This is a genomic window from Pseudoalteromonas sp. JC3, from assembly GCF_030291895.1.
Classification (GTDB): domain Bacteria; phylum Pseudomonadota; class Gammaproteobacteria; order Enterobacterales; family Alteromonadaceae; genus Pseudoalteromonas.
In genome coordinates, this window is sequence record NZ_CP127855.1 from 3,092,776 (window position 1) to 3,107,185 (window position 14,410).

Sequence of the window (14,410 nt, forward strand, 5' to 3'; positions counted from 1 at the left end):
AATTAAGTGATCTTGCATATGGCTAGAAAAAAGCAGCAACAAAAGCCGGCACCGACAGATAGAAACTTTGCTGAACTAACTCACAAGTTTAAAAACAATATCTATGGCACCAATAAAGGCAAAATCAGAGAAGCGGTGCTCAAGCGCGACTTAAGCGCACAAGTTAACTGGTTAACGCAATCAAGTGGCAAACGCATATTAGATGTTGGCGGCGGACAAGGGCAATTGGCGCTCTTTCTAGCATCGCTTGGCCACCATGTCACTGTGATTGATATTTCTGAAGAGATGCTTGAACTTGCCAAAACGCGCGCGGATGAAGCCGGACTGAGTGACCAGCTGCATTTTATCCACGCGCCCCTGCAAGCACTCGATACGCTGCACTTAGGACAATTCGACTTAGTATTGTGCCATGCGGTGTTTGAATGGCTAGTTGAGCAACAAAGTGCGCTTATGCTGCTAAAGTCGCAGCTGAGCGAAACTGGCTTGCTTTCGCTAATGTATTTCAACCATGAGGCGCATCTGATGGCCAATATGGTGTACGGTAACTTCGACTATGTGCAAAAAGGCCTTAAGGTAAAGCAAAAAGTAGGTCTCAGTCCCAATAAACCAATTAGCCAAACTGATATGGCAACTTGGCTTAATGAGGCAAAGCTCAGCGTTATGCAAAAAACCGGTGTTCGCTGTTTTCATGACTATTTAAGGGAGTTGAGTAAGGCGGATGAAGATTTTGACGCTTTGCTCGCCTTAGAGCTTAAATACAATCGCCAAGAGCCCTATGCATCTCTAGGTCGTTATACCCACTTGATATTAAAACAAGCGTAAGTACAGCACTGCTTACGCTTCTTCCGCTCTTAGGGTTAACACTTCAACGCCGTCATCTGTTACCAACACAGTATGCTCCCACTGCGCCGATAGCTTTTTATCTCGGGTTACCACAGTCCAGCCATCTTTTTTGGTTTTAATTTTTGCGCTACCCTGATTGATCATCGGCTCAATGGTAAAGGTCATCCCAGGCTTTAGCGTCATCCCGGTATTTGCTTTGCCATAGTGCAGTACATTTGGCGCTTCATGCATTTCTCTACCTATCCCATGACCACAATACTCGCGTACCACAGTGTAGCCGGCTTTTTCAGCCACTTGCTGTACAGCTGAACCGATATCCCCAAGCTTTGCTCCAGGTTTAACCATTTTTATTCCAGCCCACATCGCTTGGTAAGTCGTTGCCACTAACTTTTTGGCTGGGAGTAATGCGTCTGGCATCACATACATTTTGCTGGAGTCGCTGATAAAGCCATTTTTCTCAAGCGTAATATCGATGTTTACAATATCAGAAGACTTTAAGATTTGTGATTTACTCGGCACACCATGGCACACGACCTCGTTCACAGAGCTATTAAGGACGAACTGATAACCATATTGACCAAGGCTGGCAGGACGCGCTTTAAGCTCATCAACAATAAAGTTGTGCACTTTGTCATTAATCTCTAGCGTAGAAATTCCGGGTTCAATCCAACTATCAATATAGTCAAACACTTGCGTAAGCAATCGCCCACTTTCGCGCATCAATTGGATCTCATCAGCGGTTTTGAAAGTAACCTCTTGCATCTCAATTTCCTTGTAGCTGTTGTGACTTCACTCGCGTCATTTCTGCCGTAATGATCTCTGTAAACGTAAGCGTTGGATTGCGCTCGGCAAGTCGCCCAATTTTAATCCAAAACTCAGCCTGTGAATTGATTGAGCGCGACATCACAGTGCTTGCTTCACGGATCTCATCGTGTAGTTCATCTGAAATTTTTACGATACCCATTTATATAAACCATATACATATCATATATAATTCATATAATAACGGAGTTGCGGAACAATGCAAAATCTAATGCCAATTTGCTTATTATTTTGAAGCAAAAAAATGCACCGCCTCGGCGGTGCACTCCGTATTTTAAGCTTAAGTCACCCAAGCTTAGGTTGACTCACTAAAAGCTATAGCGCATCCCTAATTGCCAATTGAACGGTTCGCCGTGCATTACATAGCCGTCCCAAGATGAAATACTGTTGTAGTAACTTTCATCCAGTAGGTTGTTGAAGTTAAGCGACACACTAAGCTGTTCACTCACTTCATATCTTGCCATTAAATTAAGTAACGCTCCGGAAGATTGTGTGATCTTATACGCCTCGCTACCGCCGCCCGGCAATGGCCTTTGTGGTATTGCATAAAAGCTACCTTGCCAATTAATTCCAAGCCCCGCAGTCAAGCCGTCAACAAACTCGCTAAAGTCATAGGTGGTATACAGGTTTATGAGCTCTTTGGGCTGATCCGTTAACAGCTCTTTGCCATCTTTTGATTCAGTTTTGTGTTTTGATAGCCCTAAGCTGATATTCCACTGCTCATTGATAGAGCCTGTAAACTCAACTTCAAAGCCTTCTGTCGTATCGCCTTCACCGCGCTGAATATATGGTCTATTGCCCTGCGGAGTTAGATAGCTGTCTGGGTAATTTGGATCGGCAATCGCAAGTCCATTTTCAACATTGCGATACACCGCTGCCGTAAAGTTCAAGGTGTCATCAAGTAACTCACCTTTTACCCCTAGCTCATAGCTTTCGCCTGTGCTTGGGTCGAGCATTTTATCATTGATATCAAAATAGGCTTGCGGCTGAAATGCTTCGGTGTAGCTTGCGTAAACACTATATTGCTCATTAATATCAACCACGAGCCCGGCATAAGGTGTGACTTCTGTATCCACCTTTTCGTGATAGCGGTTACGAAGAAACTTACCGTTATTAGGATCATAGAGGTCAATATCGTACTCCCAATTGGTGATCCTAGCGCCAACAATAAGCTTAACATCATCATGCGGGTTAACACGCACGGCCACAAATCCACCATTAGAGTCTGTTACCGTCAAACTATCACGGCCTAAATCTTTAAATGGATAGCGCGGCACGTCACCTGTCCAATCGTGAAAATTTAACCCTTCTAATGAAATAGTAGTCTGGTTGGCTTCATTACCAAATGACGTACGCTCCCGCTTGAATTGGTTGTAGCTGAAAATGACATCATGCGTACGACCAAATAACTCAACCGGGCCTTGGAGTGACAAGTCTATTGTCTTTTGTTCATCTTCGGAGCTACTTATTACAGCACTGTAACCGAATCCATTATCGCTGCTACCATCTGGGTTAATAGGCCCATCAGGATAGACGAAAAACAGCAGCCCACCTTGCATCTCAATGGTATTGTAAGTCGCGATGGCATGGAGTTGCCAATCGTTTTCAAACGCGTGATCAAGCCCAACAAAATAGGTGTATTCTTCGATTGGCCAGCTACTCCATTTTGCCGTCATCCCGGTGTCACCACGGCGTCCCTGATAGCGACTACCATCAGCGTAAAAGTAAGGTTGAGAGTGGCTATTTATCGCCCCTTTTGAAGCAGTATCAGCATATTCCACACCGAGTCGCAATAAGGTGTAATCGGTCAGATCAGCCTCAACGGTAGAGTATATAGACGTCTTCTCCTGGCTATAACGCTCAATGTAGGAATCTCTTTCATAATGTGCAGCAACAAAGCGGCCGCGAATACTGCCCTCTTGGTTTAACCCACTCGCCACATCCACCTCTGCGCGGTAATTATCCCAACTACCAGCCGAAACCGCCACACTGCCCTTAAACTCATCGCTTGTTGCACGTTTTCTTACTAAGTTTACGGTCGCGGTTGGGTCACCAACGCCAGTTAATAAACCATTTGCACCACGTACAATCTCAACACGCTCATAAGCAACCGCATCACCATTTACATTTGGTCTTCGGCCACCTGGGAACTGTTGCACACCGTCTATTTGGATTAAATTGACATCACCGCCACGTACAGAAAAACGTGTCCTATCAAGACTGGCTCCCCGCTTTGCATAAAAGCCCGTTGCATGTTCCAAGATCTCATCAATGTTAACCGTCTGCCAATCTTGCATCATTTGATTTGTGATAACGGTCACCGCTTGAGGCGTCTCACGCTGTGATAAAATCATTTTTAATGCCGCTTTGTTCGAAGACTCGGTGTAATTTTTTACACTCGTACCAGTCACATAAATATGCTCTAGTTCTTGAGCCCTACCATCACCCGCGGCATCAGCAGCTAACGTATCATCAGCAACTTCAGCGGCATGTGCATTGCCGTGTAGTGAGAACAGCACAAAAGTGGCGCAAAGAGAGAGTTTTAAAGAATTATTTATTGTACGTGAAGATGAAGAGCACATCGTTTTTCCCTAAATTAACTTCATTATGAAAACGATAGTGATTATCATTTATATTACCAACTCTTTCAAGTCCCTTTTTTAGTTATATGCCGTTATTTGAAGCGCAATTCAAGTGTGGTAGTGACCAAAACTTATTAAGCTTTGCCGTTTACCTTTTGTTTTTACCCGCTACTATTTAACCTGAGCTGCGGATAATTAATGCCTTTCTAGCAGCCAGTTTTAGCGCTAACTGCGTTGAATTCACTTCCAATAGCCAGCTATTGGTGCGTAAATTCGCCTTGCCTACAGGATGTAGGTACCTTAGCGAGAGCAGGACGCGGAAGCGGTGTTTTCCCTAAAACTCTCTGGCTAGACAAGGAAAAACTAAGTTGTGCTTTAGAAACAATGAGTTGGAACATTCCTTATCCAAACCTCAGGTTATTTACTCAAAAAGTAGGGAGCCCCTATTTCTTCACCACAGGTAAAGACTTCGCCAGCCACTTATTCATATCACCTTCTAGGTGTTTTAAGGTGTAGCCTTTTGGCGCTAGTGCCTCAATAAAGATGCCAGCCCTACGCCCAGAGCGGCAGTACACAACGAGTGGTGTATCAGTCAATTTAGTCAGTTCTTCCTGATGCGTCTCAATCTCGTTAAAAGGAATGTTTATTGCCCCTTTGATATGTCCTGCGGCAAACTCTTCAGGGCTTCGTACGTCCACTATGGTGTAAGCGTCTGCTGACATTTGATTTACCATCAGTGCTTGCTGTGTGATCGTTTCCGATTGGGCATAGCAAATACTGCTAACAAACCACATAAAGCTAATAATCAGTTTTCTCATTTTTCAGTCTCCTTTTTGTACAATCCATCAAATACTATTTGCCACTTTTCAGCCCCTTGCTTACTCAGCCAAACCTGACGTACCGTACCATCTGGGTTCGCAGTCCATGTTATCTTATCCGTCACCTTAATACCTGCTGCATTTTTCCTATCCCCTTGTAATACCATTTTCCCTTCATGAAACTCACCATCCAACCGCAACAACAGTCCGCTATTATCCACCCAAGTTTGATGCCAACGATGAGTGGATGCATCATAAATATTTATACTCTCACCACGATACCCAAGTTCAGTGGTATAACTTTCTTTAATAACACAGCCATCATACTCACGGGTAATGCGATTACGCCCAGACTCAAGGCCTCCTACACTCGTTACCGACCAATCTCCAAGCCAAAAATCAAACTGTCTAAATCCTTGATCTTCACATTTAGCTAAGCTATTACAGCTAAAAAACAAAATACTAATAACCAACCATACCTTCATTTCACTGACTCCTTATATCCAACCTTGTTAGCTTAGCGGGGTTTAACCAAACAGCTAAAGAAATCAGGAAATACTCCGATACAGTTAGAAATAGAGATAACAAGGATAACGTTATGGAAATTCAAATGAAGCCACATCACTTTGCCGGCGCACCAAACGCAAACAACGAAACACCTACTGCCACGAGTAATTCCACAGAAGAAACGGAAGAAAAACCTACAAATGAAGCCATATTGACTGAGTTTATGGACAAACAGGCAAAGAAATACAAAGGTAACAACCCAAATTTTAAGCAACAATATGAAATGTTAGAGCAGTCAGAAGCCCTAATGAAAGAGCAAATCCAACATTTACAACAGCTTATTAGCGAGTTAAAAAAAACACCTCTACAACGAGCCATAAAAGTATCCACAGTAAGCGATGCTGATATCCCAACAACACAAGAAAATATCCTGAGATATGAGCATACCGGCGCAAAACAGTATCGCGATAATGAAACAGAAAAAGAAATTGAGATTTTAACCCAACAACTTGATGAACTTAAATCACAGCATGCTGATATAAAGCAACAGATGATCCAAATGGTACTTGATGAAATGACTAGGCAACGAGATAAAAGGTATGAAGTCTAAATAGCTCAAATACTTCTATTACTTCATAGCGAGTTAACGAAATCAATATTATGCAGTTTTTTACAACTTCAGTTTAGGGTGAATTTTAATTCACCTATAGACCACACTTCAACCTCATAATTAAACACTATCCATAAAACCCCATAACACTAAGACTTTAAACAAAAAAACAAAGTAATTTAGCAAATTTTAAAAAAGCGTGCTTTTCGAAAATAAAACCACTAAAAGAGAATAAAAAACCATATTAATTTTTCAATAAAAAACCACAATCCCAAAACACCAAATTTAATCAACAAATAATACAAACTGCAAACATTAGCAAAAAATATTTAATTACTAATACCACCTGCTTTTCAAATACAATACCGCCCCTTTAAATATCAATCATCATCCATGGATTCATTGAGCTTCAATAATGCAGTTAAAAAAACTATCTATATCTAACCAAATAACGTTAAGTTTCACCTTACTTTTTGTCATTTTCATTGGAGTTGGCTTGATGAGCTACCAAGGAATGAAAGAAGTGAATGCCAATCTAAACTACATTGTCAGAACCAGCATTCCATCTATGGAAACCATTAAAGACATTAAAATTGACTTAGCAACGATACGTAAAGATGAGTTTAGTACTGCATTAAACCCTGAAGACCCAGAGGTGCACAACTGGCTTGCTATTTTAAGAGATCTGAAGAAGTCATTGAATGACAAGATAGCATTTTATCAATCATTGCCAGTCAGCAAAGAAGAAAAGGCACTGTTCAATGCGTTTATTACCGCTTGGCAGCGATACGTCAATGCGACTTATCATTACGAAAGCCTTATCCTAAGTGGCAACGCAAAAGAAGCAAATCGTATTATTTTGGATAGCTATCCAGTGTTTGCCAACGCCATGTCTGAGCTTAGTGAACTGGAAGCATTAAATGATAGCAGTGTTGAAAATTCTGAGCGCTCGGCTATATCAGCAGTTAATAGCACCCTATTTACTTTAGCGATTTCTGGATTACTCGTTGCAGTAACCATAGTCATTATCTGCATACTTTTGAGTAAAGCGATTAAGACACCGCTTGCTTTATCCGTGGATCTTGCGAGTAAGATAGCCCGTGGCGAGCTAAATCACGCAATTGCACTTGAAGATACAGGTAAGAACGAGCTCGGTTTATTGACCCAATCTTTAGAAAAAATGCGTTCACAGTTACACGCCTTGATCACCATGATCAATGACTCAGCCATTCAATTAACTGCGGCAGTAGAAGAAGTAAATGCCATTTCTTACCAGAATGCACAAGGTATGAATGTACAGCAAAATGAGCTGCAATCCGTCGCATCCGCGATGACACAGATGCAAGCGGCGATTAGTGAAGTGGCTAAAAGTACAGAAATGGGCGCTGAATCAGCAAATCAGGCAAGTGAAAAAGCCAGAGAAGGCAGCGACGCACTTAAATCAAATATCGATCATATTTCAGACGTTGCACAAACAGTCACATCTGCAGGTGAACTTGCCAATAATCTCGAAAAAAACTCACACAACATCAATGTGGTTGTTGACGTAATCAGAGAAATCGCGGAGCAAACGAATCTATTAGCATTAAATGCTGCTATTGAAGCTGCTCGTGCAGGTGCTCAGGGACGTGGTTTCGCTGTTGTTGCGGATGAAGTCCGCTCACTGGCTCAGCGCACTCAAGATTCAACCACGCAAATTGTTGAAATCGTCAATGACCTACAAACCAAGTCGAAGGAAACCGGCGTGGCAACCAAGAGCTGTGAGCAAGGTATTGCACTTTGCGTTGAGCAATCAGAAGTCGCCGGCAATATGATCCATCAAATTGAATCTCAAATTGATAGCATCGCAGCCATGAGTACACAGATCGCGTCAGCTTGTCATCAGCAATCTGTGGTTTCAGAGGAGCTGAACAAAAATATCGAGACTATCAATTACTCGGCTGTTGAAATGACCGAAGGCGCCAACCAAACCGCGACGGCGTGTAATGAAATGAGTAAACTTGCCCACGACTTAAAGTCGCAAGTCGACAAGTTTACGCTCTAAAATACCGCCATAATGGATAAATAGCGCCTAAGCCTAGGTACGGCTAGGCGCTATATAATTGAGGCACTCTATCATCAAAAAAACAATGCTCGGTAACAGACATAGCAAAAGTTGATTGCAGCGCTCACTTTAGGACGGATTCTACAAATCTCTTAGCCGCCTCATGGTTACTATCTAATTGCAATAGCTGCAGGTAAGTAACACGTGCATTGGTTTTATCTCCTTTAATCAGATACGCCTCAGCGAGACTGTCATAGGTATTCGCGCTTTTTGGGTGTGCCGCAACATTCAATTTGAAAAATTCAATTGCGGCGTCGTAATAACCGACTTCCAATAATTGATACCCAAAGCGATTTAGTTGGCGCTCACTTAATCCCTTCCCCGCACGAGCTTGGTGCTGATAACTTTTAATCGCAACTTCAACACCGTCAGATAAAATCGTTGCAAAAAGCAGCCGATATGGACTTAACTTGGGCGATGCTGCAGCTTTACCTGCAAGGATTTCAAGTATGCCATCAACCATCTGTGTCAATGGTGCGCCGCCTGTATTATCCAGTAAAATAATAACCGTTTTGTCCTCCAATACTCTTGCAATCTTAGCCCCAAACCCTGGGATTCCACCGCCATGGTGAACCAGCGTTTTAATTTGACTGTCATCTCCTTTGTTGGTGATTTCCCAGCCAAATCCGTAATTTCTGTGTTTGGAAGGGGTAAATAACAATCTCTTGATTTCAGGCGTTAATAGTTTATCTGTGTATAATGCACGCTCCCACTTATACATATCTTGCACCGTTGAATACATTGCGCCCGCGGAAAAAGGCACTGTCATGTCAATAAAATCGGCATGTTTGAACCCCTTTAACGTGGTATCGTAACCATTCGCTAGGCCCTTAATTACCTGCTTATGATCGGCAAATCCAGTTTCTTTCATATCTAGCGGTGCTAATATTTGCTTTTCAAGTAGTTGCCAGTAGCTGTTTCCACTCACAAGCTCAAGGATACGTCCAAGTATAGTGTAGCCGGCATTGCTGTAACGAAACGCAGAACCCGGCTCAAACAACAAGTCTCCTGAGCAAAAATGGTCGATAAACTCATCGCGATTATAAGGGTTGTGACTTTGCACCTGACGAAATTCGGGGTGTTGAAACACATCTGGTAAGCCTGACGTGTGATTAAGTAACTGCCTTATGGTAATTTGGCCTCCCGTATCCTTTCGGTATGTGGGTAAATAGCTGGAAATGTTGGCATCAAGCTCAATCTTTCCTTTCTCAACCTGTTGTAATACCAAAAGTGCCGTAAACTGCTTGGTCACTGATGCTAGCTTAAATTTAGTGTTGGGTTGATTTGCTATTTGCCACTCTACATTGGCAAATCCATAACCTTGCTGCAGTAACACCTCAGATCCTCGAGCAACCAAAGCGGCACCATCAAACTCTTTAATTTGGTGATACTGCGCGATATAGTCATCTAGTTGTTTTTGCAGTTGAGTCGTCGCCTGAGCGGGCATAGAAAACAGGCATAAAAATAACAGTAAATGGGGTAATGCTTTCATGTAAATCCTTGTTTATTGTTATGACGAGTCTTACTCTACGTATTTAATGTTGGCTTGCCAGTGGGCTTTGGTGACATTGCGTGACAGAACAATTAAAAGCATTTAAATCAATAAAATAAAAAATACAGGATTTATAACTTGCAGTATCAGTTGAATCAAAAATGGGATTTTGATGTATCTTCTCGCACCATCAGTCATCGCGATGTATCTCATGTACTGACACCGCTCGCGCATAGATTGTTGCTGAACCTGATTGAGCATGCACCTCACCTTGTGAGCCACCAGCAATTAGAACAACAAGTTTGGCTTGGTCGAGTCGTGACTCATGATGCGATTAAAAAACAAATAGCAAGGCTACGAAAGCTCCTTGAAGATGATGCCAATAAACCAGAATATATCGTGTCTGAACGCAGCTTCGGATACCGCTTTAGTGCAACCGTTAATAAGATAAATCATAAACCGCAAGCGCCAGCAGTAAAGCGATTTACGACTCTAGCCGGCGGAAGTATCGGCCTAGCTCTGGCGTGCATTATTGGTATATATCACTCCCCTTTTACCTCACCATTTTCTTCAACAAGCTATGACGCAACATTGAGCATCGCCCAACAACACTTTACCCAACAAACTTTAGAAGATAATTTACGGGCGATAGCGCTGTATCAGCAAAGCATCACTACATCACAAGATGTAGATGAGAGTTATAAGGGATTGAGTCGAGCATTATTGAGCGACTATAATTTATATAATCAGGTTGCAGACGCGCTGACAAAAAGCCGGAACAATACAGAAAAAGCACTGAATTTAACACCCGATAGTCCGTCGGCAAAACTGCTTTTGGCTCAAGTCCATTTTCTTCAAGGGCATTACCAACAAGCGCAAAAAATTCTAAATGACACCGTAGCAAATACGCCTAATTGGCCCTTGTTAAAGTCACATCTGGCCGAAACCTATCTCTTGCAAGGCAATACCATTGATGCATACCCACTAGCACGCCAAGCTTATGAGGCTTCTCCCAGCGAACCCAAAGTAGTTGCTAGCTACCTCCACTGCCTGCGCAAAATGCATATGGCCAACTGGTTTAACAAGGTACTTGTCAACCCCAGTCCTGAAGTAAAGGCATCTCCTTGGATACAACTAGAACACGTCCAGTTTTTGCAGCAACAAGCGCGGCATGAACAAGCCATCCAACAACTTAATTTATTAGCCAAAGCCGCGCCAAATTCCCAGACATTAAACTGGTTCACAGCCCTTTCTTATCTAAGTAACAATCATCATGATAAAGCGACCAATGTTTTAGCGCTGACGGTTGAAAAGCACGGTAGATATGCATTATTCAGTCAATTATACTTGTCATTTCTCACTGCTAAGCATCAATCAATAAGTAGATATATCGATGATATTGCCAACCAGATAAAGGCCGGCAACCAAGATCCTGAATTGGTCTTTAGCCTCGGCCTCATCAGCCTTTACCATCAGCAAAATGACAAGGCTCAGGACTATTTCAAACAGGCTATTGACCAGGGATTTAGTGACGAGTTTAGGTTTAAAGCATTGCCCTTCAACATCACGGCGGATCAAGCTCATTTTGTAGATAACATTGTTGAGCAGCTTACTCTGACTAACTTAAAGAAAAGAATAAAGCGCACACCGAAGTAATCACTGTGCGCTGTATGCCAATAAGTTAATTGGCAGGTCTTAGCGTTTCGATGACCTGAGCATCAACCCAAAAAATATCAGCATCTCTTGAAGGTGTGGTACGGTTAAAGAACAGATATTTGCCATCTGGCGTTACACTCGCTGACGCCTCCCGCGCACTCGTGTTTACTTTGTCTCCCAGATTAATCGCTTCGCCCCAACTACCGTCTTTCAAACGAAAACTGATATAAAGATCTGAGTTACCAAACCCTGAATCTCGAACCCCGTCCCATATAATGTAAGAATCATCGGGCGCGATAAATGGATGTGCATTATAAAGGCCAGTGTTAATTTCAGGACCTAATTTAACCGGTCTTTGCCGTTGACCATTTTTCACCTCAGAGATCCTAATAACATCGCCACCTTTATAATCGTCAAACACATACGTACCACTCGCAGATGCACTTAACCGCATGATCCCCCAGCTTTCTTTATCAAACATAGGACCAAGACTTTTGGCTTCAGACCAGCTCCCCTCTCGACGCGTCATAATATATTTACCCATATGCATGGTCTCGCCACCTGGTGCTAGCAATGGCCTGCCAACTCTTGGACCTACTGTCGTTTCATACCACTGTTCACCTCGCTGCTCGTATGCAATTAAACTCCAACGGTTCACGTTCAGGTCCTTTCGCGTAAAATAAAAAGTTTTCATGTCGGGAGAGAAAAACGCATTGTGATCTCTGTGCTCTGTTGACACCGTGCCAAGCGCAAATACTTGAGGTGTGTCCCCAGGTGGTGTTTGGCCAAGATAAGGACCGGATATAAGCTGCGCATAACTCTTAGCAGACATTGATATCATCAACAGCGCTAAACCAATGTTTATTTTCATTTTTATTACTCACTTTCTTCTGTTAGAGGTTATTTTATGAGAGTGGGTAAGGTAACAATTTCAGCAAAATTCTCTTGAATTTCTGATGATGTATTAATGACCTTTATCTGATTTCTACCGTTTTCCTTTACGTTTAAGCTCCTCTAATCGCTCCCGCTCCGCTAAAATCATCTTTAACATCTGGATGCGAAGTTCCGCTTCTTGCTGTTTAAATTCAGAGAGCTGCTCTTCAAGCACTTTCACTTCATCTACTTTTGTTTGGTCACGATACTTTTTACTGCCTACATGTTCGATTAAAGCTTGCTGCTCATCATTAGTCGCGTCTGGGAGTTGTTCGACCCGTAAAAAACGCTGCTCTTGGGACTGCATTAGCTTATTAATTCTCTCTTGGAGCTTACGAATTTGCGCTTGAATGAGGTCCATTGCCTTTTCTAAGTTTTCATAATCCTCTTTAAATACAGGGTTATCTTCCTTATAACCAGCCGCTTCGTCATCGAGTTCTTTGGAAAGCATCGCGGGTACCTCTTGCTTTTCCTCCACATCGCTTTGGGATTGCGATTCTAACTGGTTTGAAGCAGCTTGAGCCGAGCCCTGTGATTTCAACTCAGCCAGTTGCTTTAACGGTGATAAGCCACCTTGATGTATTTGAATATCCATTTTCACTCCTTGGGATAGACACTGATTGTTATACATATCGGAAAAGCTGGAAAAAACTTAATTAAATTTATGTTGTGCGTTCCTAATTTCGTTTCCGCTGTCTTCAAACTGACATCAACTCGCGACCAATTTGTCATAAATACCAGCAAAAATACTCGATAAGCTAACTCGGCTAGGAAGTATGTTGGTATAGCCTCTTTTTTTCGCGGGAGCGTTATGGAAAACAAGCAAATTGCAGTGGTAACTGGTGCCTTTGGTGGGATTGGTTCTGCTATTACGAAAACACTCATTGAAAAAGATTTTTTTGTTATAGCGATAGCAAGCGAAAGGCGTAATGAGGCCGACTTTGATCTCTGGCTTAACACGCTACAAATAAATCCAGCTGCAGTAAAACCTTTATTCTTGGATGTGACTAACGCTGAACAATGCCACGCAGCGATGATTCAGGTCCTACAAGAATTTGGTAATATCGATTTACTCGTAAACAATGCCGGGATCACACGCGACTCAGCGTTTAAAAAAATGACCCACGCGCAATGGAGCGAGGTGATCAACACCAATCTAAATTCCCTTTTTAATATGACCAACCCTGTCTTTGCGGCAATGTGCGCTAATAAGCAAGGTCGTATCGTTAATATCTCTAGCGTTAATGGCCTAAAAGGTCAATTTGGGCAGGCAAATTATTCCGCTGCGAAAGCGGGCATGATTGGGTTTACTAAAGCGCTAGCCTATGAAGGTGCGAGAAGCGGTGTCACCGTCAATGCAGTAGCGCCAGGCTACACGGAAACGCCTATGGTAAGCGCCATGCGTGAAGACGTATTAAATAGCATAAAAGCACAAGTACCGATGCAACGTTTAGCCACGCCTGACGAAGTTGCAGCCGCAGTTGCTTACTTAGCATCAAATGCAGCCGGTTACATTACTGGGGAAACCCTGTCGCTCAATGGCGGCCTATATATGCAATAACCTAAAAAACCTCAGGTTAAATACCACCGAGGGAGCGAGCTGTCCCTGATGTTCGGTGGTGCTAACTGATCACTATCATCCATTGTGTTAATTTAATCGATAACAAGGAAAAGACCATGTACAGCGATTTATTCAAAACATTCAACGAACAAACTGAGCAATTCTTTGCACCAGCGGTACAGTTTAACCAAATCGTAGCAAAAAACATCGAAGCACTCTCAAAAATTCAGCTGCACTCGGCTGAACAGATCACTAAAACATCCATTGAGCAGCTAAAGCAAGCGACTGAAATCAAAGATGCAAAATCTATGATGGATTTTAACGCAAGTCAGTTGAACGCGTTAAACGCTCTAAGCCAACAGATGATCCAAGATGGTCAAAAGCTTTCTCAATTAGGTCAAGAATTTAAAGACAGCTTAGAATCTCTTGGCAAAGACACCCTAAAAACCGCGAAAGCGCAATAACCTGCAATTTTGGGCGAC

Annotated in this window: 14 protein-coding genes; 6 read left to right on the forward strand and 8 right to left on the reverse strand. The window is 42.6% G+C overall.

The annotated features are described in order from the left end of the window. The first annotated feature begins 18 nt into the window (after nucleotides 1-18). Nucleotides 19-822 (forward strand): methyltransferase domain-containing protein, encoded by an 804-nt coding sequence (locus QSH61_RS13280; RefSeq protein ID WP_206473323.1) that lies wholly within the window; start codon nucleotides 19-21, stop codon nucleotides 820-822. 12 nt (nucleotides 823-834) lie between these two features. Here QSH61_RS13280 and map read toward each other — a convergent pair whose 3' ends face one another. The 5 genes from map to QSH61_RS13305 all read right to left on the reverse strand — a co-directional run bounded on the left by map (nucleotide 835) and on the right by QSH61_RS13305 (nucleotide 5,550). Next, the gene (map, locus tag QSH61_RS13285; protein ID WP_174169944.1) at nucleotides 835-1,605 is read right to left on the reverse strand and encodes a type I methionyl aminopeptidase; all 771 of its coding nucleotides are present in this window, start codon (nucleotides 1,603-1,605) and stop codon (nucleotides 835-837) included. Between the two features lies 1 nt (nucleotide 1,606). Then, nucleotides 1,607-1,807, reverse strand: a complete 201-nt coding sequence (locus QSH61_RS13290; RefSeq protein WP_206473321.1) for a ParD-like family protein — start codon at nucleotides 1,805-1,807, stop codon at nucleotides 1,607-1,609. A 166-nt stretch (nucleotides 1,808-1,973) separates the two neighbouring features. Then, nucleotides 1,974-4,247, reverse strand: coding sequence for a TonB-dependent siderophore receptor (locus QSH61_RS13295; RefSeq protein WP_206473319.1), 2,274 nt, complete (start codon nucleotides 4,245-4,247; stop codon nucleotides 1,974-1,976). Nucleotides 4,248-4,690: 443 nt separating this feature from the next. Continuing rightward, nucleotides 4,691-5,065 (reverse strand): rhodanese-like domain-containing protein, encoded by a 375-nt coding sequence (locus tag QSH61_RS13300; protein WP_102057257.1) that lies wholly within the window; start codon nucleotides 5,063-5,065, stop codon nucleotides 4,691-4,693. Next, nucleotides 5,062-5,550, reverse strand: coding sequence for a hypothetical protein (locus tag QSH61_RS13305; RefSeq protein ID WP_102057258.1), 489 nt, complete (start codon nucleotides 5,548-5,550; stop codon nucleotides 5,062-5,064). Before QSH61_RS13305 ends, QSH61_RS13300 begins: the two co-directional genes overlap by 4 nt. Before the next feature lie 113 nt (nucleotides 5,551-5,663). Between QSH61_RS13305 and QSH61_RS13310 the strand changes: the two genes are divergently transcribed. Beyond that, nucleotides 5,664-6,182 carry a hypothetical protein gene (locus QSH61_RS13310; protein WP_010606560.1) on the forward strand — a complete coding sequence of 173 codons (519 nt, stop codon included), beginning with the start codon at nucleotides 5,664-5,666 and terminating at the stop codon, nucleotides 6,180-6,182. A gap of 415 nt (nucleotides 6,183-6,597) precedes the next feature. Then, nucleotides 6,598-8,226, forward strand: a complete 1,629-nt coding sequence (locus QSH61_RS13315; protein WP_206473317.1) for a methyl-accepting chemotaxis protein — start codon at nucleotides 6,598-6,600, stop codon at nucleotides 8,224-8,226. A gap of 124 nt (nucleotides 8,227-8,350) precedes the next feature. Here the strand turns inward: QSH61_RS13315 and QSH61_RS13320 are convergent, their stop codons facing one another. After that, nucleotides 8,351-9,778, reverse strand: a complete 1,428-nt coding sequence (locus tag QSH61_RS13320; protein WP_206473315.1) for a serine hydrolase domain-containing protein — start codon at nucleotides 9,776-9,778, stop codon at nucleotides 8,351-8,353. Nucleotides 9,779-9,916: 138 nt separating this feature from the next. Here QSH61_RS13320 and QSH61_RS13325 point away from each other — a divergent pair, with 138 nt between their 5' ends. Further along, nucleotides 9,917-11,434, forward strand: a complete 1,518-nt coding sequence (locus tag QSH61_RS13325; protein ID WP_206473313.1) for a winged helix-turn-helix domain-containing protein — start codon at nucleotides 9,917-9,919, stop codon at nucleotides 11,432-11,434. Between the two features lie 25 nt (nucleotides 11,435-11,459). Here QSH61_RS13325 and QSH61_RS13330 read toward each other — a convergent pair whose 3' ends face one another. Both QSH61_RS13330 and QSH61_RS13335 read right to left on the reverse strand, forming a co-directional pair. Then, a complete protein-coding gene (locus QSH61_RS13330; RefSeq protein ID WP_206473310.1) occupies nucleotides 11,460-12,305 on the reverse strand; it encodes a TolB-like translocation protein in 846 nt (281 codons plus the stop codon). 114 nt (nucleotides 12,306-12,419) lie between these two features. After that, a complete protein-coding gene (locus tag QSH61_RS13335) occupies nucleotides 12,420-12,962 on the reverse strand; it encodes a GumC domain-containing protein (RefSeq protein ID WP_010606555.1) in 543 nt (180 codons plus the stop codon). Nucleotides 12,963-13,178: 216 nt separating this feature from the next. Between QSH61_RS13335 and QSH61_RS13340 the strand changes: the two genes are divergently transcribed. Together QSH61_RS13340 and QSH61_RS13345 are read left to right on the forward strand one after the other, a co-directional pair. Beyond that, on the forward strand, nucleotides 13,179-13,928 hold the full coding sequence (locus QSH61_RS13340) for an SDR family oxidoreductase (RefSeq protein WP_206473309.1): 750 nt from the start codon (nucleotides 13,179-13,181) through the stop codon (nucleotides 13,926-13,928). Between the two features lie 116 nt (nucleotides 13,929-14,044). After that, nucleotides 14,045-14,392, forward strand: a complete 348-nt coding sequence (locus tag QSH61_RS13345; protein ID WP_206473308.1) for a phasin family protein — start codon at nucleotides 14,045-14,047, stop codon at nucleotides 14,390-14,392. The last annotated feature ends 18 nt before the right edge of the window (nucleotides 14,393-14,410 follow it).

Excerpts from the sequence above, each read along its gene's own strand:
- QSH61_RS13330 (WP_206473310.1), bottom strand. The coding sequence starts at position 12,305 with ATGAAAATAAACATTGGTTTAGCGCTGTTGATGATATCAATGTCTGCT.
- map (WP_174169944.1), bottom strand. The coding sequence starts at position 1,605 with ATGCAAGAGGTTACTTTCAAAACCGCTGATGAGATCCAATTGATGCGC.
- QSH61_RS13310 (WP_010606560.1), top strand. The coding sequence starts at position 5,664 with ATGGAAATTCAAATGAAGCCACATCACTTTGCCGGCGCACCAAACGCA.
- QSH61_RS13300 (WP_102057257.1), bottom strand. The coding sequence starts at position 5,065 with ATGAGAAAACTGATTATTAGCTTTATGTGGTTTGTTAGCAGTATTTGC.
- QSH61_RS13315 (WP_206473317.1), top strand. The coding sequence starts at position 6,598 with ATGCAGTTAAAAAAACTATCTATATCTAACCAAATAACGTTAAGTTTC.
- QSH61_RS13295 (WP_206473319.1), bottom strand. The coding sequence starts at position 4,247 with ATGTGCTCTTCATCTTCACGTACAATAAATAATTCTTTAAAACTCTCT.
- QSH61_RS13345 (WP_206473308.1), top strand. The coding sequence starts at position 14,045 with ATGTACAGCGATTTATTCAAAACATTCAACGAACAAACTGAGCAATTC.
- QSH61_RS13335 (WP_010606555.1), bottom strand. The coding sequence starts at position 12,962 with ATGGATATTCAAATACATCAAGGTGGCTTATCACCGTTAAAGCAACTG.
- QSH61_RS13320 (WP_206473315.1), bottom strand. The coding sequence starts at position 9,778 with ATGAAAGCATTACCCCATTTACTGTTATTTTTATGCCTGTTTTCTATG.
- QSH61_RS13280 (WP_206473323.1), top strand. The coding sequence starts at position 19 with ATGGCTAGAAAAAAGCAGCAACAAAAGCCGGCACCGACAGATAGAAAC.
- QSH61_RS13305 (WP_102057258.1), bottom strand. The coding sequence starts at position 5,550 with ATGAAGGTATGGTTGGTTATTAGTATTTTGTTTTTTAGCTGTAATAGC.
- QSH61_RS13290 (WP_206473321.1), bottom strand. The coding sequence starts at position 1,807 with ATGGGTATCGTAAAAATTTCAGATGAACTACACGATGAGATCCGTGAA.
- QSH61_RS13340 (WP_206473309.1), top strand. The coding sequence starts at position 13,179 with ATGGAAAACAAGCAAATTGCAGTGGTAACTGGTGCCTTTGGTGGGATT.